We start from the raw sequence: 25,271 nt of genomic DNA, 5'->3' as shown, positions 1-25,271 counted from the left end.
TTGTTTCGGGTGTGATCCCGCCCGTCCTCACTCGGCCTTGCGGCGTTCCGCGGCTCTGTAGACCTCGTTACGTTCGCGCTTGCCGACGGCGACGATGAGAACCAGCAGTTGCTGATCCTTCACCTCATAGACCAGGCGATATCCAGCATTTCGAAGCTTGATCTTGTAGCGCGCCTTGGCGCCATGCAGGCGCGCTGAGGGGATTTTCGGGTTCTGCAAGCGCTCAGCGAGCTTGGATTTGAACTGCGCGCGGGTGGCGTTGTCGAGCCTGCGCCACTCACAGGGCCTCGTCCAGGAAGGCGAGTTCATAGGTCATCCAGCGAGACCCTGTGGATCTCCTGGCCTTGGCGCGCATCGGCTATGGCGTTGAGTTCCAGGTCTTCAAGCCGCTCGAGCATGGCCTCATAGGCCCTGGCGGGGACGCAGTAGAAGGCCGGCTCATTACGGTTGAGGATGGCGACCGGGAATCCCTCGCCGGCCGCAACCGTGCCCATGGGGTTCTTCTTTAGTTCTGAAACGCTCGCCGTCGTCAGGGCGTGAATCTGGTGCGGCATCAGAAAGGCTCCTTAAAAGCACCAATAATAGCATTTTTAACTGGTCTCCACTAGCGGCTGAGCTGGCATGGCCGTCCGCCAAACGCCGTTCCTATTTACAACGTAAGCTAACGCTGTTTAGATCGCCCCTCAGCCAGGGAACGGGGTGGCGTCATGCAGGGTCGCGTCAGGCAGCTTAGGCACACAGTCACGCTCACCGCTATCGCAGGTGTCGCCTCGATTCTGGCGGCCTGCGGGGGCGGAGCGGAGACCCCGGCCGCCGAGGCGCCGCCGCCGGCCGTGGAGGCCGCGCCCGTGCGGGCCGCCAGCGCCGAGACCCTGATCACCGCCACCGGGGCGCTCGCCCGCCAGCGGGAGGCGCAGCTGGCCTTCCGGGTGCCCGGGGTCATCACCAGCCTCACCGTGGATGAGGGGGATATCGTCCAGGCCGGCCAGGTGATCGCCAGGCTCGACCCCACCGCCGTGGAGGCCGGCCGCCAGCAGGCCAAGGCCGCGCTGGACCGCGCCCGGCGGGACCTGGAGCGGGACCAGGCCCTGTTCGACAAGGGCTTTGTCAGCCGCCAGCGGATCGATGATCGTCGCACGGCCCTTGAGGCTGCCGAGGCCGCCTATGCCGCCGCCGCCTTCGATCGCCGTTGGGCGACGCTGTCGTCGCCGACGTCTGGCGTCGTCCTGGCCCGCGCTGCTGCGGCCGGCCAGGTGGTACAGCCGGGCCAGACGGTGGTGACCGTGGCGGATGCCGGCTCGCCCTTCGTGCTGCGGGTTCCGATCCCCGACCGTCAGGCGGCCCGCATCGCACCAGGTGCCGCCGCCCAGGTGGAGGTGGGTGACCAGTCCCTGCCGGGGCGGGTCATCCTGATCGGCGGAGCCAGTGCGGCCGGGGCCGGAACCGTGGATGTGGAAATCGAGATTGCCGCCGTCCCTGGCCTGCGCAGCGGCCAGGTGGGTCGTGCGCAGATCACCGCAAAACCGGCGACTTCAGGTGCCACGGGCTTTGCCCGGATCCCTGCCGAAGCCATCCAGGAGGCCCAGGCCGACCAGGCCTTCGTGCTGCGGCTGGATGGGGATGTGGCCCGGCGCACCGCGGTAATCTTTGGCGGCTTTGACGGCGACGACGCCCTGGTTTCGGGCCTCGCCCCCAATGCCCGAGTCATCACCGCAGGCGGCGGCTTCGTGGATGATGGGGACAAGGTGCTGGTGGTCGATCCTGCCGCCCTGGCCGCCCAGGCCAAGGGGGCGACCCCCCAGGGCGCGGCCTCTGAGAGCGCCGCGCCATGAACTTCGATCCCGCCGGTTTTGCGGTTCGCCGCTGGCAGTTCACCCTGGTCGCCTTCGCGCTCCTGACCATGCTGGGTTTGAACTCCTTTGCCAGCATGCCGAGGTCCGAAGACCCGCATTTCCCCATCCCGCTCATGATCGTCCGTGCCGTCCTGCCCGGTGCCGAACCGACCGAGATGGAGCAGCTGATCGCCGATCCCCTGGAGGACGTCCTCGACGGCCTCGACGATGTGGATGAGATCCGCTCCACCAGTCAGGACGGGGCCGCCGTGGTCCAGGTGCAGTTCAACTGGGATGTGGACACCGACCGCAAGTTTGACGAGGTCGTGCGCGAGGTGAACGCCCTGCGCCCCCGGCTGCCGGACGGCCTGGTCCTGCTGGAGGTCCAACGGGCGCGGACCACTGAGGTGGCGGTGGTTCAGGTGGCCCTGGTCAGCGACCACCTGCCCATGCGGCGGCTGGAAAAGGTGGCCGAGCGGCTACGCGAGCGGCTGGCCCGCGCGCCGGGTGTCCGAGAGGCGGAATACTGGGGCGCGCCGGCGTCGGAGGTGCGGGTCTCCCTGGACCTGCCAAGGCTGGCGGCTTTGCAGCTGCCGCCCACGGCTGTGGCCGACGCCCTGGCAGCGGCGGGGGCCGAGGCCCCGGTCGGTGCCGTCCATGCCGGAGACCGGCGATTCAACGTCAAGGCCGGCGGCGCCTTCCGCGAGCTCGACGACATTGCTCAGACCCCGGTTCGCACGGTCGATGGGCGTGTGGTGCGGGTGGAGGACGTGGCCACCGTGGCCTGGGCTGAGGCTGAGCCCACCCACCTGACACGGTTCAACCGGGAGCGGGCGGTCTTCGTGACGGTGAAGCAGCGGGACGGTGCCGATGTCGCCACCCTGACCACCGCCGTCAACGCCGCCCTGGATGAGTTTGAGACCAGTTTGCCGCCTGGGGTCCGTCTGGAGCGGGGCTTCCAGCAGGCGGAGAACGTCAAGTACCGGCTGAACCTGCTGTTCCGGGACTTCGGCATCGCCCTGGGGCTGGTGCTGATCACCCTTCTGCCCTTGGGCATCCGGGCGGGCGTTGTGGTGATGATGTCCATTCCGCTCTCCCTGCTCATCGGCCTGTCGGTGATGCAGGGGCTGGGTTTCACCCTTAACCAGCTGGCCATCGCTGGCTTCGTGCTCAGCCTGGGCCTGCTGGTGGACGATTCCATCGTGGTCACCGAGAACATCGCCCGGCGTTTGCGCGCGGGCGAGGACCGCGTCTCTGCAGCGGTCAACGGCACCCGCCAGATATCCCTGGCGGTGATCGGCTGTACGGCGACCCTGATGCTCGCCTTCCTGCCGCTGATGTTCCTGCCGGAGGGCTCTGGCGCCTATATCCGCTCCCTGCCCGTGGCGGTGCTGGCCACGGTGGCCGGCTCCCTGCTGGTGTCGCTGACCATCATCCCCTTCCTGGCCAGCCGCATCCTGTCGCGGCACGAGGACCCCGAGGGCAACGCTCTCCTGCAGGCGATCAATGGCGCCATTCACCGCTTCTATAGCCCGATCCTGCATCAGGCCCTGGCGCGGCCATGGATCGCCCTGGGCATCACCGTGGCCATCTGCGCCACCACCGTCCCCATGCTGGGAGCCATTGGGTCTTCTCTGTTTCCCCCGGCGGAGACCCCGCAGTTCCTGGTGAAAATTGAGACCCAGCAAGGCACCTCCCTGGAGAAGACCGATGAGGTGCTGCGCTTTGTGGAGGCCCGGCTGGCGCAGGAAGAGGCCGTGGTCTGGCAGGCGGCCAATCTGGGCCGTGGTAATCCGCAGATCTTCTACAATTCTATCCAGGCCGAGCCTCAGCCCAACTATGCCGAGGTCTATGCGGCCTTCGAGTCCTGGGAGCCCGGCGAGAGTCCGGCCCTGCTGGACGCCCTGCGCGCAGATTTCGACCGTTATCCAGGCGCGCGCATCCGGGTCATCGTGTTCGAGAACGGCCCGCCGATCGAGGCGCCCATCGCAGTTCGTCTCCAGGGGCAGGACCTCAGTGTTCTCAAGGGTCTGGCCGCACAGGCTGAAGCGATCTTGAAGGCCACCCCGGGCGCCCGGGACGTGAACAATCCGATCCGCCTGGACCGCACCGATCTGGATCTTGGCCTGGACGAGGCCAAGGCCGCGACCCTGGGGGTGCCGGCTGGGGCCGGCCGCCGGGTGACGCGACTGGCCCTGTCAGGGGAGTCGGTGGCCCGCTACCGCGATCCTGACGGCGACGACTACAGCGTCAATGTCCGCCTGCCCATGGGTGCCCGCAACGAGGTGGCGGCCCTGGAGGACATCTACCTGCCCTCCACCACGGGCCAGTCGGTCCCTCTGGCGGCGGTGTCCAACCCGGTCCTGACCTCCAGTCCGGCCCGGATCGACCGGGTCGATCGCCAGCGCACCGTCACCATCACCGCCAATGTGGGCACCGGCTTCCTGACCTCTGCGGTGACCGCCGAGGCGGTGGAGCGTCTTGAGGCCGGGCTTGCCCTGCCCGTGGGCTACACCCTGCAGCTGGGCGGCCAGGCCGAGGCCCAATCCAACAGCTTTGCGGGCCTGGGGGCTGCGGTGTTGATTGCGGTGTTCGGCATCCTGGCGGTGCTGGTGCTGGAGTTCGGCAAGTTCAAGACCGCCCTGGTGGTGGCCGGGATCATTCCGCTCGGCCTGTTCGGGGCCGTGGGGGCCCTTTGGTTGACGGGCAATTCCCTGTCCTTCACCGCCACCATCGGCATGATTGCGCTCATTGGCATCGAGATCAAAAACTCGATCCTGCTGGTGGATTTCACAGAACAGCTGCGCCGCAACGGCATGGCCCTGCGACCGGCCATCGAGCGGGCCGGCGAGGTCCGCTTCCTGCCGGTGCTCTTGACCTCAGTGACCGCTATCGCCGCCCTGACCCCCCTGGCCCTGGAGAACTCAGGCCTCTACTCCCCCCTGGCCATCGCCATCATGGGGGGGCTGGTGACCTCAACCGTCCTCTCGCGGGTGGCGACGCCGGTCATGTACTGGCTGCTTAGCCGTGGGGAGCCCGAAGGGATGGCCGAAGAGCAGATCGTGGCTCCCGGCGCGGCACCGATGATCTGAACGGGCGAGGGCGCTTGACGCGGGGGGCTTGGCCGACGAAGGGGAAGGCCAATCCCTCCGCAGCCCGAGACCCCCATGGCCTTCTCTGTCGTCGGTAAACATGTCGCCGTCCTGCTGGGGGGGCTTTCTCCAGAGCGCGAGGTCAGCCTCGTGTCTGGCGCGGCCTGCGCTGACGCCCTGGAGCGTCTGGGGGCGCGGGTCAGCCGCGTTGACGCCGGCCGCGACCTGGCCGCCCGCCTCACCGAATTGAAGCCGGATGTCTGCTTCAACGCCCTGCACGGGGAGTGGGGGGAGGACGGCTGCGTTCAGGGAGTGCTTGAGACCCTGGGCCTGCCCTACACCCATTCTGGCGTCCTGGCTTCGGCTCTGGCCATGGACAAGGCCAAGGCCAAGGCCGTGCTGGCCGCGGCCGGCGTCACCGTTCCTGGCGGCGGGCTGTTCAACCGGTTCGAGGTCGCCGCTGACCACGTCATCGCTCCGCCCTATGTGGTCAAGCCCAACAGCCAGGGCTCCTCAGTGGGGGTCTTTATGGTGTTCGAAGGTGCGAACCAGCCGCCTCAGGCGCTGGTGGCACCCAGCTGGACCTTTGGCGAGGAGGTCATGGTCGAGCCCTATATCCGGGGCAAGGAGCTGGCCTGCGGGGTCATGGCCGGCAAGGCGATGACCGTAACCGACATTGTCCCCAAGTCGGGTTTCTATGACTATGAAGCCAAGTATGGCGAGGGGGGGTCTGACCACATCATTCCCGCGGATATTCCTCCCCATGTGTTTGAAAGGGCAATGCAACTCAGCGAGCAGGCCCATGCCGCCCTGGGGTGCACCGGGGTGACGCGGTCCGACCTTCGTTATGACGACATTAACGACATTCTGGTCCTGTTGGAGGTCAATACCCAGCCCGGCATGACGCCGACCTCGCTCGTCCCCGAGCAGGCGGCGAAGCTCGGGGTGGGTTTCGACCAACTGGTGCTTTGGATTACGGAGGACGCCTATGCCCGCGGCATTGCGGGGGGGAGCGCAGTCTAAGGCGAAGCCCCGGGCCAAAGCGCCCGTCAGTCCTCGAAAGTCCCGCGGTCCCTCAAAGGTCCAGGCGGGCTACACCCCGGCCAAGCTCGGCGCGGCGGGCCGCGTCGGTCTGTCTCCAGCCCATGCCATGGTGGCGGCTGGTGGCGTGCTTGCGGTCATGGCGATCGTCGCCCTGGCCACCGGCGACCGGGCCGAACGGCTCGGGCAGGGCACCGAGACCGCCATCGGCGGCCAACTGGCCAATCTGGGCTTCCGTCTGAACGCCGTCCATGTTCAGGGCGCTTCGCCGGCCGCTACGGCGGATATCTTGGCCGCCACTGGCGTCTACAAGGATCAACCCCTGTTGGGCATGGACCTCGAAGCCCTGCGCCTGCGGGTGGAGGCGGTGGGCTGGGTTGAGGAAGCGCGAATCGTGCGGCTTCTCCCCGATACCCTGATCATCGCCATCACCGAGCGCCGCCAGCTGGCCGTGTGGCAGCACCATGGAACCAGCCGGGTAATCGATGTGGACGGTAAGGTGATCCCGGAGGCCAGTCCGATGCAGTCGGCCGGCCTGCCTCTGGTGGTGGGCGAGGGTGCTGATCAGCACGCCGCCACCATCCTGCCCCGAATTGCGGCGCGGCCCCGGCTGATGAACCGGGTGGAGGCCCTAGTGCGCGTGGATGATCGCCGCTGGGACCTGCGCCTGAAGGACGGGTCCCTGGTTCAGCTGCCTGCGGTGGATGAGGAAGCAGCCCTGATTGCGCTGGAGCAGCTGGATCAGCGCTCGCGCATTCTCGAGCTGGGATTTGCACGGATTGACCTGCGCGATCCGACGATGGTGGCGGTGCGGCCGCGTGAACAGGTCCGCTCCGGCGGCCTGGTCGCCGACGGCGCTTAGGTGGTGGAAGGAAGAACCGTGCCGTTCGGGACCAAAACGGTCGATCGCAATAGCAGCCGCGAGAGCCTGAAGGCCGCCCTGGGTCGTCAGCCCCTGGTGGCGGCTGTGGATCTGGGTGCCTCCAAGGTGTCCTGCTTCATCATGAAGCCGGAGGGGGTCCGCCGTGCCGATCGCACCCTGACCACCGCAGGGGTTGGCTATGTGCAGTCGCGCGGGATTCGTGGCGGCGCCATTGTCAATCTGGACGAGGCCTCAGACGCTATCGCCCAGGCCGTGGAGCGGGCCGAGAACGTGGCCGGGCTCAATGTCCAAGGGGTCACCGTCACCATGGCGGGCGGCATGCTGGCCAGCCACCGGATTTCGGGCCGGGTCAGCCTGGGTGCGCGCCCGATCTCTGACCATGACCTGGTCCGCGCCATTCAATCGGCCCTGGTCCCGGTGAAGCTGCCCGACCGCCGCGCCATCCATATCCTGCCCATCGCCTGGCGGGTGGATGGTCAGAGCGGGGTCCGCGATCCCCGCGCCATGTTTGGCCGCAGCCTTGCGGTGGAATTGCTGGTGGTTTCGGTGAGCGAGACCGCCTTCCAGACCTTGGGGGCCTGTGTTGAGCGGGCCCATCTGCAGTTCGAAGGCGTTGTTGCCGCCCCCTTCGTCTCGGCCCTCGCGGCCCTGGAAGAAGACGAAATGGACCTGGGCGCGGTCTGTATCGACATGGGCGGCGGATCGACCTCGGCGGCGGTCTTCACCGCCGGCAGCCTCGTGCATGTGGAGACCCTGCCGGTTGGGGGCCAGCATGTGACCGCCGATATCGCCCGGGGCCTGTCCACCTCCATGGCCGGTGCCGAGCGGATCAAGACCCTGCACGGCTCGGCCATCGCCTCGGCCAATGAAGACCGCGAGATGATCGAAGCCCCGCCCCGGGGAGATGATCCCGGCGCAGGTCCTGTCATCGCCCCGCGCTCCCTGCTCAAGGGCATTATCGCCCCGCGGGTGGAAGAGACGCTGGAACTGCTCCGTGATCGCCTGAAGGCCTCCGGCGCGCCCGTGGAGCCAGGCGCCAGTCTCGTCCTGACCGGCGGCGCCAGCCAGCTGGCCGGCGTGCGGGAGGTGGCCGTCCGGGTCTTTGACCGTCCCGTCCGGCTGGGGCGTCCCCGGCGCGTGCCGCATCTGGCGGACGCCGCCTCTGGTCCCGCCTTCTGCGCCGCCGCCGGCGTTCTGCACCGGGCGGCCTTTGGGCCCCGTGAGGCCGTGTCGCCGAAATCGATGTCCGGGGCCCGCATTCGCCGGGAGAGCCTGGATCCCCGGGCCAATCCGGTCACCAAGGCTGCGGCCTGGCTGCGCGAAAACCTGTAGAGACCAGTCTAGAGCCCGGCGACTCAAGTCTACGGCGGCGCAGCTAGACGAGCGTTTGGCCTGCGCTACGCCGCCGCAGCCCCCCGGTCGACGCTGCCCCAGGGATCACCGCAAAAACTGGGCCTGGGCCTTATGGAGCAACAAAAATGCTCCCAACTTGGGTCGACGGGCCTCCGACTCAATGTAAGCGGTTTACGTTCGATTAAGGATGATGGTCGCTAAGTTAACCGCATCCCAATCGGAGCGTGTCGCGGGCGGGTCGCGGACGCTTCAACAGATTTGCGGAGGACGGTAGGTCCTATGGCTATTGCACTGACGGCGCCTCGTGAGACCGAGCTGAAGCCGCGTATCGTGGTGTTCGGCGTCGGCGGCGCAGGCGGAAACGCCGTGAACAACATGATCGAGGCCCACCTCGAGGGGGTGGAGTTCGTGGTCGCCAACACCGACGCCCAGCAACTCGCCTTCTCGAAGACCGACCGCCGCATTCAGCTGGGCGCGACGGTCACGCAAGGGCTCGGCGCTGGTGCCCACCCTGAGGTCGGCATGAGCGCCGCCGAGGAATCGATCCCCGAGATCGGTGAGCACCTCGACGGTGCCCACATGATCTTCATCACCGCCGGCATGGGCGGCGGCACCGGCACTGGGGCGGCCCCGATTATCGCCAAATGCGCCCGCGAGCGGGGCATCCTGACCGTCGGCGTCGTGACCAAGCCCTTCCATTTCGAGGGCCGGCACCGCATGCGGCTGGCCGACTCCGGCATCGCCGAGCTGCAGCGCTACGTCGACACCCTGATCGTCATCCCGAACCAGAACCTGTTCCGGGTGGCCAATGAGCGGACCACCTTCTCCGAAGCCTTCGGCATGGCAGACCAGGTTCTGCACTCTGGCGTCCGCTCGATCACCGACCTGATGGTGCTGCCGGGTCTGATCAACCTCGACTTCGCCGACGTCCGCACGGTCATGACCGAGATGGGCAAGGCAATGATGGGTACCGGTGAAGCCACCGGCGATGATCGCGCGCTGATGGCAGCCCAGAACGCCATCCAGAACCCGCTGCTGGACGAAGTCTCGCTGAAGGGTGCCAAGGCCGTCCTGGTCAATGTCACCGGCGGCCTGGACATGACGCTGCTGGAGGTCGACGAAGCCGCCAACGCCATCTCCGAACAGGTGGATGCGGACGCCAACATCATCTTCGGCGCAGCCTTCGATCCCTCCCTGGACGGTATGATCCGGGTGTCGGTGGTGGCCACCGGCATGGACGGTGCCTCGATCGCGGCCATCGAGCCCAAGGTGGAAGCCCGCCGCCCTGCCGCCCCGACCCAGCCGGTCCATCAGCCCCTGCATACGCCCTCTCGGCAGGCCGAGCCGGTCCGTCAGGCCGCACCGCCCCCGTCCTATGTGGAGCGCCCAGCGCCGGTCTCCTATGCCCCTGAGCCTGCGCCGCGCGCGCCTGAGCCAGCCCCACTGGCCTATGCGCCCCAGCCCCAGCCCCAGCCCGTGGCTCGGGCGCCTGAACCCCCGGCCCCGGCCTATGAGCCCCCAGCGCAGCAGCCCGAGCTCTATGCCCGTCCCGCCGCGGCAGCCGAGGCACCGGTCCCAGAGGTCCAGATCGAACGTCCCATGACGCGGATCGTCGACCCCATGGTCGCCGACGACGAGGATGAACCCCTGTTCGGCGACGCCGCCTTTGCTGATGACCGTCGGCAGCGGGGTGGGTTCCTCAGCCTGTTTGGTGGGCGGCCCCGATATGACGCCCCAGCTGCCCCTGCAGCCCCGGCTCCGGCGGCGGCCCGCTCTGGTGCCCCGGCCCGGGGCGGTGCCCAGCCGTCCGAGGCTGCAGAGCCCGAACGGGACGGTGGTGAGGATCTTGAGATCCCCTCGTTCCTGCGACGCCTCGCCAACTAAGCCTCGAGTTCGCGGCGACGCGAGCGTCAGATCATCGACCTGCGGCCGGTCCCCCTGGGGCCGGCCGTTTGCATTTACGCTCGGAGCGAGGCGAGCTCGCCCATCAGGCGACTGAAAAACATGGGAAAAGCGAAGGCCACTTCACGCGAAACATTCGGAAACAGGACTTGTCTTGCGGCGCCGCAGCATGGGTTTTAACCGTGACCTTGGATGACCGTGGCCGCGCCCACGATCGCCGTCCTTTGAGTTCGATCGCCGAGGTCCAGTCCGTGCACGCAGCCAACGCCCAAGCCGCCGCCGTCCTGCAGCACACTGTGCTCGGTCCGGCCATCTTCGCCGGCGTCGGCGTGCATACGGGGGCCCATGTGCGGGTCTCCGTCCGGCCAGCGCCGACCGACACCGGCATCGTGTTTGTCCGCACCGACGTCACCGACCGGGACAATCGTGTGGCTGCGGCTGCAGAAGCCGTCTGCAAGACCCAGCTGGGCACGGTGATTGGCAATGGCGAGGGCGTGACGGTCTCGACCATCGAGCACCTGATGGCCGCCTTCGCCACCTTGGGCGTGGACAACGCCATCGTGGAACTCGACGGTCCGGAAATGCCGATCATGGACGGGTCGTCAGAGCCCTTCGTGCAGATTCTCGACCAGGCTGGACGTCGCCAGCAGGACGCCCCCCGTCGCTACATCGAAATCCTGGCCCCCATCGAGGTGGTCGATGGCGACAAGAGCGCCCGCCTGCTGCCCAGCAGCCAGTTTGAAGTGGCTTTCGAGATCGTGTTCGACTCGCCCGTCATCGGTCGTCAGGCCGTGGATCTGGTCATGTCCGAAGAGGCCTTCCGTACCGAACTGGCCAATTGCCGCACCTTCGGCTTTGCCCATGAGGTCGAGGCCCTGCGCGCCATGGGCCTGGCCCGCGGTGGGTCCCTGGAGAACGTGGTGGTCATCGAAGGCGACCGGGTTCTCAATCCCGAGGGTCTGCGCCGTCCCGATGAGTTCGTGCGCCACAAGGCGTTGGATGCCATTGGCGACCTCTATGTGCTCGGCGCCCCGATCATCGGGCGTTTTGAAGGCCGGCTGGCTGGCCATGCGATCAATAATCAGCTGGTCCGCGCCCTGGTCGCCCAGCCGGACGCCTGGCGCATTCGCACCTTTGCCCCTGAGTTGGCCCTGGCGGTCTGAGCTTCCGTTTGCGCCGGTGCCCGCGTGGTGTAGAAGCGGGGACTCGCGGCGCGGGGGCGCGCGTTGGTCCTTTTGAGGTGAAGGTGTCTCTGCTTCACAATTCCCTACGGGGTCCCGCCCTGGCGACTTTGGTCGCCGCCCTGGCCCTCACGGCCTGCGCCGGACGCGAGGAGCGTCCACGGCTGGCCTATGAAGAGCGCCCGGTCGAGCTGCTCTACAACACCGGCGCCAATCGCCTGGATCGCGGTCTTTGGACCCAGGCGGTGGACTATTTCGCCGAAGTGGAGCGCCAGCATCCCTATTCGGTCTGGGCCCGCCGCTCGATCCTGATGACGGCCTACGCCCAGTATCAGGCCAATGACTATGCTGAGGCGATTTCCAGCGCTGACCGCTTCCTGACCCAGGCACCGGGCAATCCGGCGGCGGTCTATGCCTATTACCTCAAGGCCATCTGTTACTTCGAACAGATCGTCGATGTGGGCCGCGATCAGGCCGCCACCGGCCAGGCCCTGGCCGCCCTGCAGGAGGTGGTGCAGCGCTATCCCGACAGCGAATACGCCAAGGATGCGCGGCTGAAGATCGACATGGTCCGCGACCAGCTGGCCGGCAAGGAAATGACCGTTGGGCGCTACTATCTGCGCGACGGCGACGTTCTGGCCGGTATTGGCCGGTTCAACACGGTGATCCAGCGCTACGAGACCACCAGCCACACGCCCGAAGCGCTCTATCGCCTAGTGGAGGCCTACCTCACCCTTGGCCTCACCGAAGAGGCCAAGCGCAACGGGGCGGTCCTGGGCTTCAACTATCCCGGCAGCATCTGGTACCGGGACGCCTATGACCTGCTCAACAGCCGGGGGCTACAGCCGGCCAACGCCCCCAGCGCGCGTTCGGGCGGTGGGTTTTTCTCGAGAATTCCCTTCGTCGGTGGTCGCAATTCCGATGAGCTGGAACGCGACAAGGACGCCACCCTGCGTCCCCCGGCGAACCAATAGAACCTAAGGCGAACGGGCGGGCTTCCGCCCGAGGTGATTCCAGGCAATCTTGCACCCCATGCTGATCGGACTGTGGATCCGCGACGTGGTGCTCATCGAGGCGCTCGACCTGCCCATCGGGCCGGGGCTCACCGCCCTGACCGGGGAGACGGGGGCGGGCAAGTCGATCATCCTCGACGCCTTAGGCTTGGCCACCGGCGCCCGCGCCGAGTCTGCCCTTGTGCGCCAAGGGGCCAGCCAGGCCCAGGCGACCGCCCTGTTTGCCCCGACCCCTGATCATCCGGCCTGGGCGCTGCTGGAGGAAAAGGGCCTCGCCTATGACCTCAGCGAAGATCTGGTCCTGCGCAGGACGGTGAGCGCCGATGGCCGCAGCCGGGCCTTCGTCAATGATCAGGCCACCAGCGTCGGCGTGCTGCGCGAACTCGGCGCACTCCTGATGGAGGTTCACGGCCAGCATGAGACTGTGGGCCTGCTGGATACGCGCACCCATCGCGGCCAGCTGGACGCCTTTGGCCAGCTGACAGGTCCTCTGGCCAAGGTCAGCGAGGCCTGGAAGGCCTGGCGGGGGGCTCTGGCCCGCCGTGACGACCTGGCCTCCGCTGCCAGCCAGGCCGCCGCCGAGATGGAGGAGCTGAGCCTCCGGCTGGCCGAACTGGATCGTCTGGAGCCCCGGGAGGGGGAGGAGGCCGACCTGGCCGAGAGCCGCGCCATGCTGGGGGCGGCTGAAAAGGCCCTGTCGGACATCGCCTCGGCCCGGGAGGCCTTTGATGGCCTGGCGCCGCGCATGGCCCAGGCGGTGCGCGCCCTGGACCGGGCCCGGGAGCGGGCGCTGCAGGCTGGCGCCGCCGAAACCGGGCCGACAGTTGCGCGCATGGCGGCAGCCACCAGCGCCATCGACCGCGCCCTGGTGGAGGCCCAGGAGGCTGAGGCCGCTATCGATGGTGCCGCCGAGGCCTTCGACTTCGATCCTGATCGACTGGAGAAGACCGAAGAGCGGCTGTTCGAACTTCGGGCCATGGCGCGCAAGCTCAATGTCAGCGTCGAGGAACTGCCGATCCTGCGGGTTCGGTTCGCCGAGCGCTTGCGGGCGGCTGAGACGTCTGGGGACGATCTGAAGGCCGCCGAGGCCGCCCTGGTCGGGGCTCAGGCCGACTATCTGGCGACCGCTCAGACCCTGAGCGAGGCCCGGCAGGCGGCCGGCGAACGGCTGGCCCAGGCGGTCATGTCTGAGCTTGGTCCCCTGAAGTTGGACAAAGCGCGGTTCCGCACCACCCTTGAAATCCTCCCCCCGGACAAGGCCGGCCCCCAGGGCCAGGACCGCGTAGCCTTTGAGATCTCCACCAACCCCGGTGCCCCCTTTGGCGAACTGGGCCAGATCGCCTCGGGCGGCGAACTGGCGCGCCTGGCCTTGGCGCTTAAGGCCGCCCTGGCCGGCCGCGCCGAGGCCGCCCAGCCGCTGATGATCTTTGACGAGGTCGACCAGGGCGTCGGCGGTGCCGTGGCCGACGCCGTGGGCCTGCGCCTGCGCCGACTGGCCTCTGCCGCCCAGGTTCTGGTGGTCACCCATAGCCCCCAGGTGGCCGCCCGGGCCGACGCTCACTGGCGGATTTCCAAGGCCGGCGACGCCGAACAGGTGCGCACTGCGGTCGAGGTCCTGTCGCCAGCCGACCGGGAGGAAGAGATCGCCCGCATGCTGGCTGGCGCTCAGATCACCGATGCGGCCCGCGCCGCCGCCCGGGCCCTGATGGATGCCTGACCTGCCTGCCCGAAAGTCCCCGGCCGAGCTCACCGAGGCCGAGGCGGCCGAAGAGCTGACCTGGCTTGCCGACACCCTGGCAACCCACGACATCGCCTATTTCCAGGACGACGCCCCCAGCATCTCTGATGCTGAGTATGACATTCTCAAGCGCCGAAATGCCGAGATTGAGGCCCTGTTCCCTGACCTGGTCCGGGAGAACTCCCCCAGCCTGAAGGTGGGGGCGGCGGCCTCGGCCCAGTTCTCTCCCGTGGAGCATGGCACGCCCATGCTCAGTCTCGACAACGCCTTCTCTGATGAGGACGCGGCGGACTTTGAGGCCAGGGTGCGCCGGTTCCTTCGCCTCGATGACGCCCCGATCGCCTTTACCGCTGAACCCAAGATCGACGGGCTCTCGGCCTCCATTCGTTACGAGCAGGGCCGACTAGTCCGGGGTGCTACCCGAGGGGATGGCCGGGTGGGCGAAGATGTCACCGCCAATCTGCGGACCCTGTCTGACATCCCTGAACGCCTGGCCGGGTCCGGCTGGCCCGACGTCATCGAGATCCGTGGTGAGGTTTATCTGGAACATGCGGGGTTTGCCGCCCTCAATGCCGCGGCCCTCGCCGCCGGCCAGAAGACCTATGCCAATCCCCGCAACGCTGCAGCGGGCTCATTGCGTCAGATCGACCCGAAGATCAGCGCCCAGCGGCCCCTGCGGTTCTTCGCCTATGCCTGGGGTCTGGTGAGTGCGCCGTTTGCCGAGACGCAGTGGACGGCGCTGGAGCATCTGAAGGCCTGGGGGTTCCAGACCAATCCCCAGTCCAGGCGGGTGGAGGGGGCGCAAGGGCTGCTGGCCGCCTACAGCGAGATGGAGGTGCTGCGGCCCCGCCTTGGCTTCGATATTGACGGGGTGGTCTATAAGGTCGACCGCCTGGACTGGCAGCAACGCCTGGGCTTCGTCTCCCGCTCGCCGCGCTGGGCCATTGCGCGCAAGTTCCCCGCCGAGCAGGCCCGCACGATCCTCAGGGCCATCGACCTGCAGGTGGGCCGCACCGGGGCTGTGACCCCCGTGGCGCGGCTGGCGCCGGTCAGCGTGGGGGGCGTGGTCGTGGAAAACGCCACCCTGCACAACGGCGACGAAATCGCCCGCAAGGACGTGCGCATCGGCGACATGGTCATCGTCCAGCGGGCCGGCGACGTGATCCCCCAGGTGGTCGGGCCGGTATTGGCCGAACGGCCCAAGGACGCCGTCCCTTACGTTTTCCCTGACCATTGCCCCTGTCCGCTGAAGACCCCCCTGGCCCGGGAGACGACAGCGTCCGGCGCCGAGACGGTGGTCCGCCGCTGCACCGGCGAATTGGCCTGCCCGTTCCAGCGCATCGAGCATCTGAAGCACTTTGTCTCCCGACGGGCCTTCGACATCGAGGGTCTGGGGGAGAAGCAGTTGCAGGCCTTCTTTGACCGGGGCTGGGTCAAGGAGCCGGCGGACATCTTCCGCCTCGCCGCCGATGAGGCCAAGCTGGATGACCTGCGCTCAGCTGAAGGCTATGGCGAAACCAGTGTCGCCAACCTGAAGGCCGGCATCGACGCCAAGCGGACCATCCCGCTGGACCGGTTCATCTATGGCCTGGGCGTCCGCCACATCGGCGAGACCACCTCCCTGGCCCTGGCCCGACACTTCGAGACGGTGGCGGGGTTCCTGACTGCGGCAAAGGCCGCTTCAGCCCAGCGTGCCGGGTCGGCCTATGAGACCTTCGCACAGCTGGACGGGGTGGGGCCAACCGCGCTGGAGGCGATCCTGACCTGGGCGGTCAATCCCCATGAGATGCTATTGCCGGAGGCCGTCAGTCTGGAGACCCGGCTCAAGGCCGCCATCCCCAAGCTCAACAAGACCGCCCGAGAGGCCCTGGAACGCCGCTTCGGCGACTGGCTGACCTTCGAGACCGCCGCCTTCGCTGCGGCCGCCCAGCGTCCTGGTGAGGCATTCGCCGAACTGGCCGGCGTGGACGGGGTCGGTCCGGTGGCCGCCCGGATGATCGCCGAGTTCTTCGGTGAGGATCACAACAAGGCCAAGCTGGAAAACCTGCTGGCCTATCTTCAGGTCCAGGCGGCCGAACGTCCCAAGACCGACACCGCCGTGGCCGGCAAGACCATCGTCTTCACCGGTGCCCTTGAAAAAATGACCCGTGACGAGGCCAAGGCCCAGGCCGAGGCCCTGGGCGCCAAGGTCTCTGGCTCGGTGTCAAAGAAGACCAACCTGGTGGTGGCCGGTCCCGGCGCCGGCTCCAAGCTCAAGACCGCCACCGACCTCGGCATCGAGGTGATCACCGAAGACGATTGGCTGGCCTTGGTGGGGCAGGCCTAGGCCCAGCGCCGGCCTCCAAACCACCGTCACCCTCGGGTTTGTCCTGAGGGTCCCTGTTGACGGCGGGCGCAAGCGGCGGAAGAGATCCTGGGCACAAGGCCGAGGATGACGGCGTTGTGGCGTCTGCGACTCGACGCTCACCGCGAGAAACCAAGCCTTGGAAGGCGCCTGGACAAGTCGCGCAGTCCACAGGAAACTCGACCATGATGATCAGCCAAAGTCTGCGAACCCTTGTGGTCTTATCGACTTGGGCTGCGATTTCTGTCTGGGGTGCCAATGGTGCGTTGGCTCAGGATACATACTGCTACGATGCCGAAATCTCGGCTCGCATCGTTTCTCAAACACCGACCGTTATGCCTGACTGCGCTGACTGCATAGTCACGAGTTGGCCTTGGATCGTGGATCTTGATGTCCGCCGCGTGCATTCCGGCGAAGTAAGGCGGGGCCGACTGTCCGTCTTGACTGTCCAGTCCACATACTTGCGTCGCGATATCGGAACTGTTCGTTGGAAGCTGAGACGCAACACGCAGGGCGGGTTCAACGTCGTGTGGTTTGGTGACGACCCCGAGCGCCAGTGCTCGCCGGGGGAGCCATTCGACTCAGCCTACTTGACGCCGCCGGATGGTATGACCCTTGACGACCTGCGCTCGGAAGGCCGCGAGCAGTTCGGTCGAGACAACTGAGATCGCCCCCAGGCAGAGCGGGAAACTTCACGACCTTCCCCTCTAAATCGCACTCGCGTCTTCCGAGGCCTTGCTGGCGCTGTGCGCCTCAGGGTGAAGGTGATTTCAACCCCTCCCCGCAAGGCCGACGGGCTTTGAGGCGACCGGCCTCAGAGGGGTGCGCACACCTCTTCCAGCCAGGTCTTAACCTCCCCGTCCACCAGGGGACCGATCTCGCGCAGCACCCGGGCGTGATAGGCGTCCATCTGGGCCCGCTCCTGCGGTGTCAACATCTCGACCACGATCAGCCGGCGGTCGATGGGGGCGAGCGTCAGGGTCTCAAAGCCCAGCATGGCCCGCTCACCGCCCGCGATCTCCTCCGCCGCAGTGACGAACTGCAGGTTCTCGATGCGGATGCCATAGGCACCGGGCTTGTAGTAGCCGGGCTCGTTGGAGACGATCATGCCGGGCAGAAGGGCGACGCTATTGGGAGCCTTGGCGATCCGCTGGGGACCTTCATGCACCCCCAGATAACTGCCAACCCCATGGCCGGTGCCATGGTCATAGTCGAGCCCGGCCATCCACAGGGGGGCCCGGGCCATGGCGTCCAGGGCTGAGCCCGTCGTGCCCGCCGGGAAGCGCACATGGGCCAGGGCCAGATAGCCCTTGAGCACCAGGGTGAAGCGCTCGGCCATTTCCCGGCTGGGCTCGCCGATGGCCACGGTGCGGGTAACGTCGGTGGTGCCATCCAGATACTGGCCGCCAGAGTCCACCAGCAGCAGGGAGCCGGCCTCGGTGCGCTTGTTCAGGCGCTCGGTGGGCCGGTAATGGACGATGGCCCCATTGGAGGCCGCGCCGGCGATGGTGTCGAAGGACAGGTCCTTCAGGGCACCGGTGGCCTCCCGGAAGCCCTCCAGGGTCTGAACCACGGTCTTTTCATCCGGCAGGCTGGTCTGGGCCTCGGTGGCCAGCCAATGGAGGAAATGGGCCAGGGCCGCGCCGTCGCGGACATGGGCCCTGCGGGTGCCGTCGATCTCCACGGGGTTCTTGCAGGCCCGGGGCAGGGCGCAGGGGTCCTCACCGCGCAGGGTCACGGCGCCGGCGGCTTCCAGGGTGTCGAAGTACCAGGCCGAGGATTGGGCGGGGTCCACCAGCACCTTCTGGCCCTTCAACGCCGCCAGGGCTCCTTGCAGGGCCTCCGGAGTTTCCAGGCTGACCTCATTGCCCAGCCAGGCGGGCAACTCATCGCTGACCTTGGCGGGGTCGAGGAACAGACGGGCCTGCCCGCTGGCATCGAGGATCGCCTGGGCCAGGGGCAGCGGGGTGCGGATCACGTCCCCGCCTCGGATGTTGAACAGCCAGGCGATGGAGGCCGGGGCGGTGATCACGGCGGCCTGAGCATCCTTGGCCGCCAGGGCCTGGCCGATCCGGGCCCGTTTGGCCGCAGAGTCTTCCCCCGCATAGTCCAGCGGGTGAGGCACGACAGGCGCCTGGGGCTGAGGCGGACGCTTTTCCCCCCAGGCAGCGTCCAGGGGATTGCGCTCCACGGGCTTCAGCTGCGCACCAGCCTTCTCCACCGCAGCCCTGACCTTGGCCAGGGCGTCCGGGCTGTGCAGGCGGGGGTCGTAGCCGATGGCCTGGCCCTTGACCGCCGCAGTCTCCAGATAGGCGGGCACGCCGCCCTCGACCAGATCGCGGATCTCGAACAGGTCTTCATCCACCTGATCGCGAACCTGCAGGGTGTAGCGGCCATCGACAAAGACGGCGGCCCTGTCCTTGAAGATCACCGCAGCCCCGGCCGAGCCGGTAAAGCCGGTGGCCCAGGCCAGTCGGTCATTGGCCTCAGGCAGGTATTCGTTCTGGTGCTCGTCCTCATGGGGGACAAGGAAGCCATCCAGCTTCTGCTCGGCCATGGCCTGGCGGATCAGGGGCAAGTGGCGGGCGCCAAAGGCGCGTTCGGTGGTTTCATCAAAGGTCTGGCGCATGACTAAGAAATAAGCCCGACTGCGCCGAAGCGCCATGGGGATCGTGCGCCCTTCAAGCTCAGGCGTAGGCGATCCAGCGCCCCAGGGTGCCGACACTCAGCCAGAGGCTCAGCGAGCCCAGGGCCATCAGGCGCCCGGCCAGCGGGGGGTCTGTGTCCCAGCTGTCCAGGCGACTGCGCCAGAGCCAGCGAAACAGCACCGCATGGCCAAGGCCAAGGCCGATCAGGGCCAGCTTCAGGCGGAAGATCTCTGAGGCGACCATGGGCCCCGCATCAGCGGCGAACATCACCGCCCCGCTCAGCGCCAGCAGGGCCAGACCCGCCAGGGCAAAGGGGGTCATGGCCTTGCTCAGGGGCACGGTCGGCAGGCTGGGCAGGAACCCCGCCAGCCGCAGGTCGACCACCCCGATCCCGCCGATCAGCAGGACAAGCCCCAGCAGGTGCAGAACATTGGCCACCGGATAGGCGATGGCCGACCCCCGCGCCCATTGGCCAAGGGCCGAGGCCTCCAGCAGGGCGGCCAGGGCCTCCATGGCTTAGCGCAGCTCGACGGTCTTGCCCTGGGCGATGATCCGCTCCAGCCGCAGCTCTGCGGTGCCATCCCGGCGGGCATAGCCTTCCAGGGTGACGGTCTTGCCGGGGCCGAGCATCTCCTGGGTCAGACCGCGGGCCTCCATCCGGGCGACCGGCGCCAGAATCACATCCCAGGTCTTGCCCTGATGGGCCACCTTGGCGGTTCCATGGGGGTTGCCCCAGGCCAGTTCCGTCAGCGGCGCGGTCACCCGCACCAGCACCGTGGCGTCGTAGGAACTCCAGCCGTGATGGGCGAGGCTGGCGCCTGGCGCTGCAGTCAGGGCCAAGGCCAGGGCGGCGGCGGCGATGGCGAAGGTCTTACGCATGGGTCCTCCAGGGTCAGGTTTGAACGCCTCAGGGCACTGAATAACGCGTCTGTTTCGGGGCTATTTCAGCCCAATATCGACGGAAAATGCGCCATTTCGACAAGGTGCTTTTGAGGCAGTCCGTCAGACCCGCCGATAGGTCATGATGGAGCCGTCCTCCAGCTTGCCGCGCAGTCCAGCCCAGGCGCCGGCACCGTCGTACCAGTTGTCGATCTCAGCCTCGCCGCGCAGGGTCCAGCGGGTGGCCGGCGCGGTCTGACCGCTGGCCAGCTGCACATCATCGGGGCCAACCCGGGTGGCGCGAATGCGCATCATCTTGCCGAGCTGCGGATTGAACAGGGGCCGGGAGAAGGCCGCCGGATTCCAGTGGGTGAGAGGGGCCGCAGCGGCCGGAGCGGTCAGCCGTCCCCCTGGCCCTTCGATGGCGACCCCGGCCGCAGCGGCCTCGGCCGTGACCTGCTCAACCTTGCCATTGGTTTGGGTCCGGGTGGTCAGGCTGACAAAGCTGTCGCCCCGCCAGCGTTCGGTGGCGGTGTGGGCATAGCGAAACACCGGGACAGGCCCCAGGCGCACCTGCATCTCCACCTCGGTGGAGACCGTCAGCCCCCCGCCAGCCCGGGCAAAGCCCATCACATGCTCGCCGACCTTGTCCTTGCCGCGAAACACCGCAAAGGTCAGTCGACCGCCCGGGGGCGGGGCGGCGAAGGCACCCGGGGCGGCCAGGGCGCTGAGACCCACGGCCAGCAGGCTGCGGCGGCTCAAGGACTTCAGGTCAGGCGGGGTCACAATAGGGGTCTCCGCAGGTTGCGCCGTCAGGCTTCCACTCCACAGTACGCCACAACAGACCGCAAGGATGCCCTAGCTCCGTCGGAGCACCAGGGTGGACCAGGCGTCGCGGTTCAGGCGGGTCACCAGGACAAAGCCCCTGGAGCGATAGGCCGCCAGCACCCGGCGGGCCTGGGAGCGCAGCAGGCCTGACAGGATCGCCACGCCGCCGGGTCGCAGGGCGCCCTTGATGTCCTGGGCCAGCATGACCAGGGGCGCGGCCAGGATGTTGGCGAAGACCAGGTCGTAGGGGGCGTGGGCCCGCACCAGGCGGTGGCCAAGGCCCGAGGCATGGACGAACCGGGCGCGGGCCTGGTTGAGGGTAGCGTTCTCCCGGGCGATGCGCACTGAAGGTCGGTCGATGTCGGTACCCACGGCCACCGGCGAGCCGGTCTTGGCCGCAGCGATGGCCAGGACGCCGGTGCCGGCTCCCACGTCCAGGACGCGGTTGAACCGGCCGCGTTTCAGCAGGGCGTCATAGGCGAGCAGGCAGCCCACCGTGGTGCCATGGTGGCCGGTGCCAAAGGCCGCCCCGGCCTCAATCCGCAGATTGACCGCGTTCGGCGGCGCCAGACCCCGGTCATGGGCCCCATAGATAAAGAAGCGGCCAGCCCGCACCGGCGGCAGGCCCGACAGGGCCATGGCCAGCCAGTCGGCGTCGGCCAGGACCTCGGTGGACACCATCAGACCCCCATGACCTTCCAGCACCTGCCGCAGGGTGTCGGCCTCGGCCGGCTCGGTGGGGAAGGCATCGATGCGCCAGACGTCGCGGTCTTCGTCCTCCTCCAGGATGGAATAGGTCACCGCCTCCAGGCCCGGATGAGCGTCAAGGGCCTCAGCGGCGGACTCGGCGATAGCGCGGGGACCGCGGGCGATGATCTGAACAGCGTCGTGCGTCATGCGCCCTCTCTAGAGCATTTTCCGACGCGTGCGACGCGATAGCCGTTCCACGCCGATCGGGAAATGCCCCAGACGTCGGGACCGCCCTCAGGTGTTCCACTTCAGGATGGCCGACCGGACAGGGTTCAGGAAACCAGCAGCCTTGGGAGAGGCGGCATGGGCGGCCTTCAGCTGATAATACCAGAGGGACGGACGGTCAGGATCCCCGGCGAACAGACCTAAGGGGCCCGAGGCCCGGCGCTCCTTTTCCAGCCGCTCCAGGATCTGGGCGTCTTGGCGCAGGAAGTGCGCACCAATGACCGCCAGCGGGGCCGAGAGGATGCGCAGCCAGGGCCGATCGGCATAGATCAGGTTGCGAATGAGCACCTCCCCATCATCCAAGGGGGTGATGGTGGTGAGGTTATTCAGCCGCAGGCGCTGGCCCAGAATGCGCTCATTGCGGACGCTGGGCAGGCGGAATTCGATCTCAACCGTCTGTCGGCCCACCACCTCATAGATGGCCGCCGAGGCGAACGCGTCCACCGCCCGGGCTGTGAAGCCGAAGGGCGAAGGATCATAGGCCTTGGTCTTGACCCGGCGGGCCTTGGAGGGGGGGCGCCACCACCAGGACTGGTGGATCATGGGAACATGGGCCGGATCGACCAGCCCCAGCACGGCCTGATCAAACTCGCAGCGGGCCCGGACGGCGCTCTCGGCGATCGGCACGACTCCCTCGATCAGGCCTGGCAGCTCGGGGGCGTGATCGACATCACCGAGGCAGAGCCAGATCAGACCATGGGCGACCTTCAGGGGAATTTCACGTCCGTCCGCCAGGGACCGGGCGACAGGGCCGGTGGCACCGGGCTGGACCTGCAGGGGCTCGCCGAGCAGGCTGATGTCAACGGTCCTTGCCCGCCGCAACTGGCGTTCGCTGGCGACCACATACCAGCTTGAGCGGGGCGGGCCGATGACCCGTCTGTCCTTGGGGGCGTCGTCCAGGCCGCCTTGGACCGGGAGATCGGCCGGGGCAGGGGCAGGGGCGGCGGAACGGTCGGGTGCGACCTCTGCGACGTTTTCCAACCGGTTCATCTGACTTGCCACCGTTCCCCGAAACCTGGCCCGCAGGGGCTGGCGAAATTGTCCGGGGGACAGGCACCCGGCCTTGCCATCCGCACCTGCGGGTTCAGATCACCTTGCACCTTGCGCAAGGTCTCACCGGGACGCAAGGCGGAGCGCCTCAGCGGCCCGTGATGATCGCCAGTGGCCTCAGGCCGGTGCCTTCTCCACGAAGGAGTCGATGACCTTCTTTTCGCCGGCCTTGTCGAAGGCGACGGTGAGCTTGTTGCCCTCGATGCCGCGCACCTGGCCATAGCCGAACTTCTGGTGGAACACCCGGTCGCCCCTGGCGAAGGCGCTGCTGGAGGCCGAGGGATCAGAGACCGCCACCAGGCGGCCCTCGCCCTCGATCACCTGCTGGCGTCCCGGATGGCTGCCCTGATAGCCCCGGTCCTGGGCGCGCCGCCAGCCCGGTGAGGAATAGCCCGAGCCGAAACTGGGGCTTTCGTCCCATCGGCTGCCATGTTGCTGCATGCCAGGCCCGCCGCCGTAATAGCCGGTGTCCGATGCCGCCTCCACATGGGCGAGGGGCAGTTCGTCGACGAAACGCGAGGGCAGCTGGCTGGTCCAGCGGCCATAGACCTGGCGGTTGGCGGCGAAGGAAACGTGGGCCTGCTCCCGGGCGCGGGTGATGCCCACATAGGCCAGGCGGCGTTCTTCCTCGAGCCCCTTTTCCCCGCTCTCGTCCATGGAGCGCTGGGAGGGAAACACCCCTTCTTCCCAGCCCGGCAGGAAGACCAGCGGAAACTCCAGGCCCTTGGCGGAGTGCAGCGTCATGATCTGGACGGCGTCCTCGCCGGCCCCGCGATCGAGGTCCATGACCAGGGAGACGTGCTCGAGATAGGCGCTCAAGGTCTCGAAGTTGCTCATGGACTGGACGAGTTCCTTGAGGTTTTCCAGCCGGGTCTGGGCGGTGGGCGTCTTGTCCAGGCGAAGTGCGTCGGTATAGCCGCTCTCCTCCAGCACCATCTCGGTCAGGCGGCTGTGGTGCAGGGTTTCCCCCTGTCCCCGCCAGCGGTCCAGGTCGCGCAGGAAATTGGCCAGGGAGGTGCGGGTGCGCGCCGCCAGCTCGTCGGTCAGCACGATCTGGCGCGCCGCCGTCGCCGCTGGAACGCCGTTGAGCCTAGCGATCTGCAGCAGCTTCTGGACCGTGGTTTCGCCGATCCCGCGCTTGGGAACATTGATGATCCGCTCAAAGGCGAGGTCGTCGGCCTCGGACTGGATCAGTCGAAGATAGGCGTGCGCATCCCGGATCTCAGCCCGCTCGAAGAAGCGCGGCCCGCCGACCACCGTGTAGGGAATCTGCAGCAGGACGAAGCGTTCTTCAAAGGCGCGCATCTGGAATGAGGCCCGCACCAGAATGGCCATGTCCTTGTAGGGCCGAGGATTGCGCTCGGTGGTGCCCTTGCGGGCCCGCTCGATCTCGTCGGCGACCAGCCGGCTCTCGGCCTCACCGTCCCAGACCCCGCGGACCACCACCTTTTCGCCGCCGTCGGCCTCGGTCCACAGCGTCTTGCCCAGGCGGGACTTGTTGGTGGCGATCAGGCCTGAGGCCGCCCCGAGGATGTGGCTGGTGGAGCGATAATTGCGCTCCAGCCGGATGACCTTGGCGCCCGGAAAGTCCCGCTCGAAGCGCAGGATGTTGTCCACCTCGGCACCCCGCCAGCCATAGATCGACTGGTCGTCGTCGCCCACGCAGCAGACGTTCTGCCGCTTCTGGGCCAGCAGCCGCAGCCACAGGTACTGGGCCACATTGGTGTCCTGGTACTCGTCCACCAGGATGAATTTGAAGCGGTCGTGATACTCGGCCAGCACATCGGGCTGCGAGGTGAAGATGGTGATGTTGTGCAGCAAGAGGTCGCCGAAATCGCAGCCGTTCAACACCCGCAGCCGCTCTTGATACATTCGGTAGAGCGCCTGGCCACGATTGTTGGCAAAGGCCGCGCCCTCGGCCGGCGGCAGGCGGTCGGGCGTCCAGCCCCGGTTCTTCCAATGGTCGATTAACCCACCCAGGGCCTTGGCGGTCCAGCGCTTGGAATCGATGTTCTCGGCTTCCAGAAGCTGCTTCAGCAGTCGCTCCTGATCGTCGGTGTCGAGGATGGTGTAGCTGGACTTCAGCCCCACAAGCTCGGCGTGCCGGCGCAGGATCTGGGCGGCGACGGAGTGAAAGGTGCCCAGCCATCTCAGGCCTTCGGCCTCGGGGCCAATGAGGGCGGCGAGCCGTTCACGCATCTCCCGGGCGGCCTTGTTGGTGAAGGTGACGGCCAGCAGCTCCCAGGGCTTGGCGCGGCCGGTGGCCAGAACGTGCGCCAGCCGGGTGGTCAGAACCCGGGTCTTGCCGGTGCCGGCACCGGCCAGGACCAGGACCGGGCCGTCCACCGTCTCGACGGCCTCCCGCTGCTCGGGGTTCAGCCCCTTCAGATAGTCTGGCCGCGCATCGGGTCCGCCCACGCGGGCAAGGTCGCTGATACGCGGGGGGGTGGCGGGAACTGAATCAGGGGCTGACATTGGAACATATGTAGCACATGCGCGCCGGGGCTTAAGG

Annotated in this window: 19 protein-coding genes; 10 read left to right on the top strand and 9 right to left on the bottom strand. The window is 67.5% G+C overall.

Translation table 11 applies throughout. The annotated features are described in order from the left end of the window. Positions 1–27: 27 nt before the first annotated feature. Positions 28–309, bottom strand: coding sequence for a type II toxin-antitoxin system RelE/ParE family toxin (locus tag MH112_RS01790; RefSeq protein ID WP_296563063.1), 282 nt, complete (start codon positions 307–309; stop codon positions 28–30). Then, positions 306–554 (bottom strand): type II toxin-antitoxin system Phd/YefM family antitoxin, encoded by a 249-nt coding sequence (locus tag MH112_RS01785; RefSeq protein ID WP_296563062.1) that lies wholly within the window; start codon positions 552–554, stop codon positions 306–308. Before MH112_RS01785 ends, MH112_RS01790 begins: the two co-directional genes overlap by 4 nt. Before the next feature lie 153 nt (positions 555–707). On the opposite strand from MH112_RS01785, the gene MH112_RS01780 reads away from it, so the two are divergent. The 10 genes from MH112_RS01780 to ligA all read left to right on the top strand — a co-directional run bounded on the left by MH112_RS01780 (position 708) and on the right by ligA (position 16,361). Continuing rightward, positions 708–1,832 (top strand): efflux RND transporter periplasmic adaptor subunit, encoded by a 1,125-nt coding sequence (locus MH112_RS01780; RefSeq protein WP_296563060.1) that lies wholly within the window; start codon positions 708–710, stop codon positions 1,830–1,832. Next, positions 1,829–4,924, top strand: a complete 3,096-nt coding sequence (locus MH112_RS01775; RefSeq protein WP_296563058.1) for an efflux RND transporter permease subunit — start codon at positions 1,829–1,831, stop codon at positions 4,922–4,924. The genes MH112_RS01780 and MH112_RS01775 overlap by 4 nt, the downstream gene beginning before the upstream one ends. Positions 4,925–4,999: 75 nt before the next feature. Further along, the gene (locus MH112_RS01770; protein WP_296563056.1) at positions 5,000–5,947 is read left to right on the top strand and encodes a D-alanine--D-alanine ligase; all 948 of its coding nucleotides are present in this window, start codon (positions 5,000–5,002) and stop codon (positions 5,945–5,947) included. Continuing rightward, positions 5,913–6,827 (top strand): cell division protein FtsQ/DivIB, encoded by a 915-nt coding sequence (locus MH112_RS01765; RefSeq protein WP_296563052.1) that lies wholly within the window; start codon positions 5,913–5,915, stop codon positions 6,825–6,827. The genes MH112_RS01770 and MH112_RS01765 overlap by 35 nt, the downstream gene beginning before the upstream one ends. An 18-nt stretch (positions 6,828–6,845) precedes the next feature. After that, positions 6,846–8,180 (top strand): cell division protein FtsA, encoded by a 1,335-nt coding sequence (gene ftsA, locus MH112_RS01760; protein WP_296563050.1) that lies wholly within the window; start codon positions 6,846–6,848, stop codon positions 8,178–8,180. A 300-nt stretch (positions 8,181–8,480) separates the two neighbouring features. Then, positions 8,481–10,085 (top strand): cell division protein FtsZ, encoded by a 1,605-nt coding sequence (gene ftsZ / locus MH112_RS01755; RefSeq protein WP_296563048.1) that lies wholly within the window; start codon positions 8,481–8,483, stop codon positions 10,083–10,085. A gap of 302 nt (positions 10,086–10,387) precedes the next feature. Next, entirely contained in the window at positions 10,388–11,266 is an 879-nt protein-coding gene (lpxC, locus tag MH112_RS01750) for a UDP-3-O-acyl-N-acetylglucosamine deacetylase (RefSeq protein ID WP_296563279.1), read from the top strand. An 83-nt stretch (positions 11,267–11,349) separates the two neighbouring features. Then, positions 11,350–12,258: an outer membrane protein assembly factor BamD gene (locus MH112_RS01745; protein ID WP_296563047.1), complete on the top strand. Its 909-nt coding sequence runs from the start codon at positions 11,350–11,352 to the stop codon at positions 12,256–12,258. Positions 12,259–12,316: 58 nt separating this feature from the next. Next, positions 12,317–14,014: a DNA repair protein RecN gene (gene recN / locus MH112_RS01740; protein WP_296563044.1), complete on the top strand. Its 1,698-nt coding sequence runs from the start codon at positions 12,317–12,319 to the stop codon at positions 14,012–14,014. After that, positions 14,007–16,361, top strand: coding sequence for an NAD-dependent DNA ligase LigA (gene ligA / locus MH112_RS01735; protein WP_296563042.1), 2,355 nt, complete (start codon positions 14,007–14,009; stop codon positions 16,359–16,361). The genes recN and ligA overlap by 8 nt, the downstream gene beginning before the upstream one ends. 832 nt (positions 16,362–17,193) lie before the next feature. Here the strand turns inward: ligA and MH112_RS01730 are convergent. The 7 genes from MH112_RS01730 to MH112_RS01700 form a co-directional block, all read right to left on the bottom strand. Further along, positions 17,194–19,008 (bottom strand): aminopeptidase P family protein, encoded by a 1,815-nt coding sequence (locus tag MH112_RS01730; protein WP_296563040.1) that lies wholly within the window; start codon positions 19,006–19,008, stop codon positions 17,194–17,196. Between the two features lie 58 nt (positions 19,009–19,066). Beyond that, the gene (locus tag MH112_RS01725; RefSeq protein ID WP_296563038.1) at positions 19,067–19,540 is read right to left on the bottom strand and encodes a DUF6644 family protein; all 474 of its coding nucleotides are present in this window, start codon (positions 19,538–19,540) and stop codon (positions 19,067–19,069) included. A gap of 3 nt (positions 19,541–19,543) precedes the next feature. Next, positions 19,544–19,906 carry a DUF6152 family protein gene (locus MH112_RS01720; RefSeq protein WP_296563036.1) on the bottom strand — a complete coding sequence of 121 codons (363 nt, stop codon included), beginning with the start codon at positions 19,904–19,906 and terminating at the stop codon, positions 19,544–19,546. A gap of 123 nt (positions 19,907–20,029) precedes the next feature. Beyond that, positions 20,030–20,692 carry a DUF6134 family protein gene (locus MH112_RS01715; protein ID WP_296563035.1) on the bottom strand — a complete coding sequence of 221 codons (663 nt, stop codon included), beginning with the start codon at positions 20,690–20,692 and terminating at the stop codon, positions 20,030–20,032. A 72-nt stretch (positions 20,693–20,764) separates the two neighbouring features. Beyond that, the gene (locus tag MH112_RS01710) at positions 20,765–21,631 is read right to left on the bottom strand and encodes a 50S ribosomal protein L11 methyltransferase (protein ID WP_296563033.1); all 867 of its coding nucleotides are present in this window, start codon (positions 21,629–21,631) and stop codon (positions 20,765–20,767) included. 87 nt (positions 21,632–21,718) lie between these two features. Next, on the bottom strand, positions 21,719–22,699 hold the full coding sequence (locus MH112_RS01705; RefSeq protein ID WP_296563031.1) for a hypothetical protein: 981 nt from the start codon (positions 22,697–22,699) through the stop codon (positions 21,719–21,721). A 177-nt stretch (positions 22,700–22,876) separates the two neighbouring features. Further along, on the bottom strand, positions 22,877–25,234 hold the full coding sequence (locus tag MH112_RS01700; RefSeq protein ID WP_296563029.1) for a UvrD-helicase domain-containing protein: 2,358 nt from the start codon (positions 25,232–25,234) through the stop codon (positions 22,877–22,879). Between the last annotated feature and the right edge of the window lie 37 nt (positions 25,235–25,271).

It is taken from the genome of Phenylobacterium sp. (assembly GCF_022402485.1).
Classification (GTDB): Bacteria; Pseudomonadota; Alphaproteobacteria; order Caulobacterales; family Caulobacteraceae; genus Phenylobacterium.
Note: the sequence above shows the minus strand (reverse complement) of the source record. Positions and strands in the feature narration are given on the sequence as shown.

What these genes read in the sequence shown, in the direction of transcription:
- MH112_RS01790 (WP_296563063.1), bottom strand. Translation starts at nt 309, where the DNA reads ATGAACTCGCCTTCCTGGACGAGGCCCTGTGAGTGGCGCAGGCTCGAC.
- MH112_RS01785 (WP_296563062.1), bottom strand. Translation starts at nt 554, where the DNA reads ATGCCGCACCAGATTCACGCCCTGACGACGGCGAGCGTTTCAGAACTA.
- MH112_RS01780 (WP_296563060.1), top strand. Translation starts at nt 708, where the DNA reads ATGCAGGGTCGCGTCAGGCAGCTTAGGCACACAGTCACGCTCACCGCT.
- MH112_RS01775 (WP_296563058.1), top strand. Translation starts at nt 1,829, where the DNA reads ATGAACTTCGATCCCGCCGGTTTTGCGGTTCGCCGCTGGCAGTTCACC.
- MH112_RS01770 (WP_296563056.1), top strand. Translation starts at nt 5,000, where the DNA reads ATGGCCTTCTCTGTCGTCGGTAAACATGTCGCCGTCCTGCTGGGGGGG.
- MH112_RS01765 (WP_296563052.1), top strand. Translation starts at nt 5,913, where the DNA reads ATGCCCGCGGCATTGCGGGGGGGAGCGCAGTCTAAGGCGAAGCCCCGG.
- ftsZ (WP_296563048.1), top strand. Translation starts at nt 8,481, where the DNA reads ATGGCTATTGCACTGACGGCGCCTCGTGAGACCGAGCTGAAGCCGCGT.
- recN (WP_296563044.1), top strand. Translation starts at nt 12,317, where the DNA reads ATGCTGATCGGACTGTGGATCCGCGACGTGGTGCTCATCGAGGCGCTC.
- ligA (WP_296563042.1), top strand. Translation starts at nt 14,007, where the DNA reads ATGCCTGACCTGCCTGCCCGAAAGTCCCCGGCCGAGCTCACCGAGGCC.
- MH112_RS01730 (WP_296563040.1), bottom strand. Translation starts at nt 19,008, where the DNA reads ATGCGCCAGACCTTTGATGAAACCACCGAACGCGCCTTTGGCGCCCGC.
- MH112_RS01725 (WP_296563038.1), bottom strand. Translation starts at nt 19,540, where the DNA reads ATGGAGGCCCTGGCCGCCCTGCTGGAGGCCTCGGCCCTTGGCCAATGG.
- MH112_RS01720 (WP_296563036.1), bottom strand. Translation starts at nt 19,906, where the DNA reads ATGCGTAAGACCTTCGCCATCGCCGCCGCCGCCCTGGCCTTGGCCCTG.
- MH112_RS01710 (WP_296563033.1), bottom strand. Translation starts at nt 21,631, where the DNA reads ATGACGCACGACGCTGTTCAGATCATCGCCCGCGGTCCCCGCGCTATC.
- MH112_RS01705 (WP_296563031.1), bottom strand. Translation starts at nt 22,699, where the DNA reads ATGAACCGGTTGGAAAACGTCGCAGAGGTCGCACCCGACCGTTCCGCC.
- MH112_RS01700 (WP_296563029.1), bottom strand. Translation starts at nt 25,234, where the DNA reads ATGTCAGCCCCTGATTCAGTTCCCGCCACCCCCCCGCGTATCAGCGAC.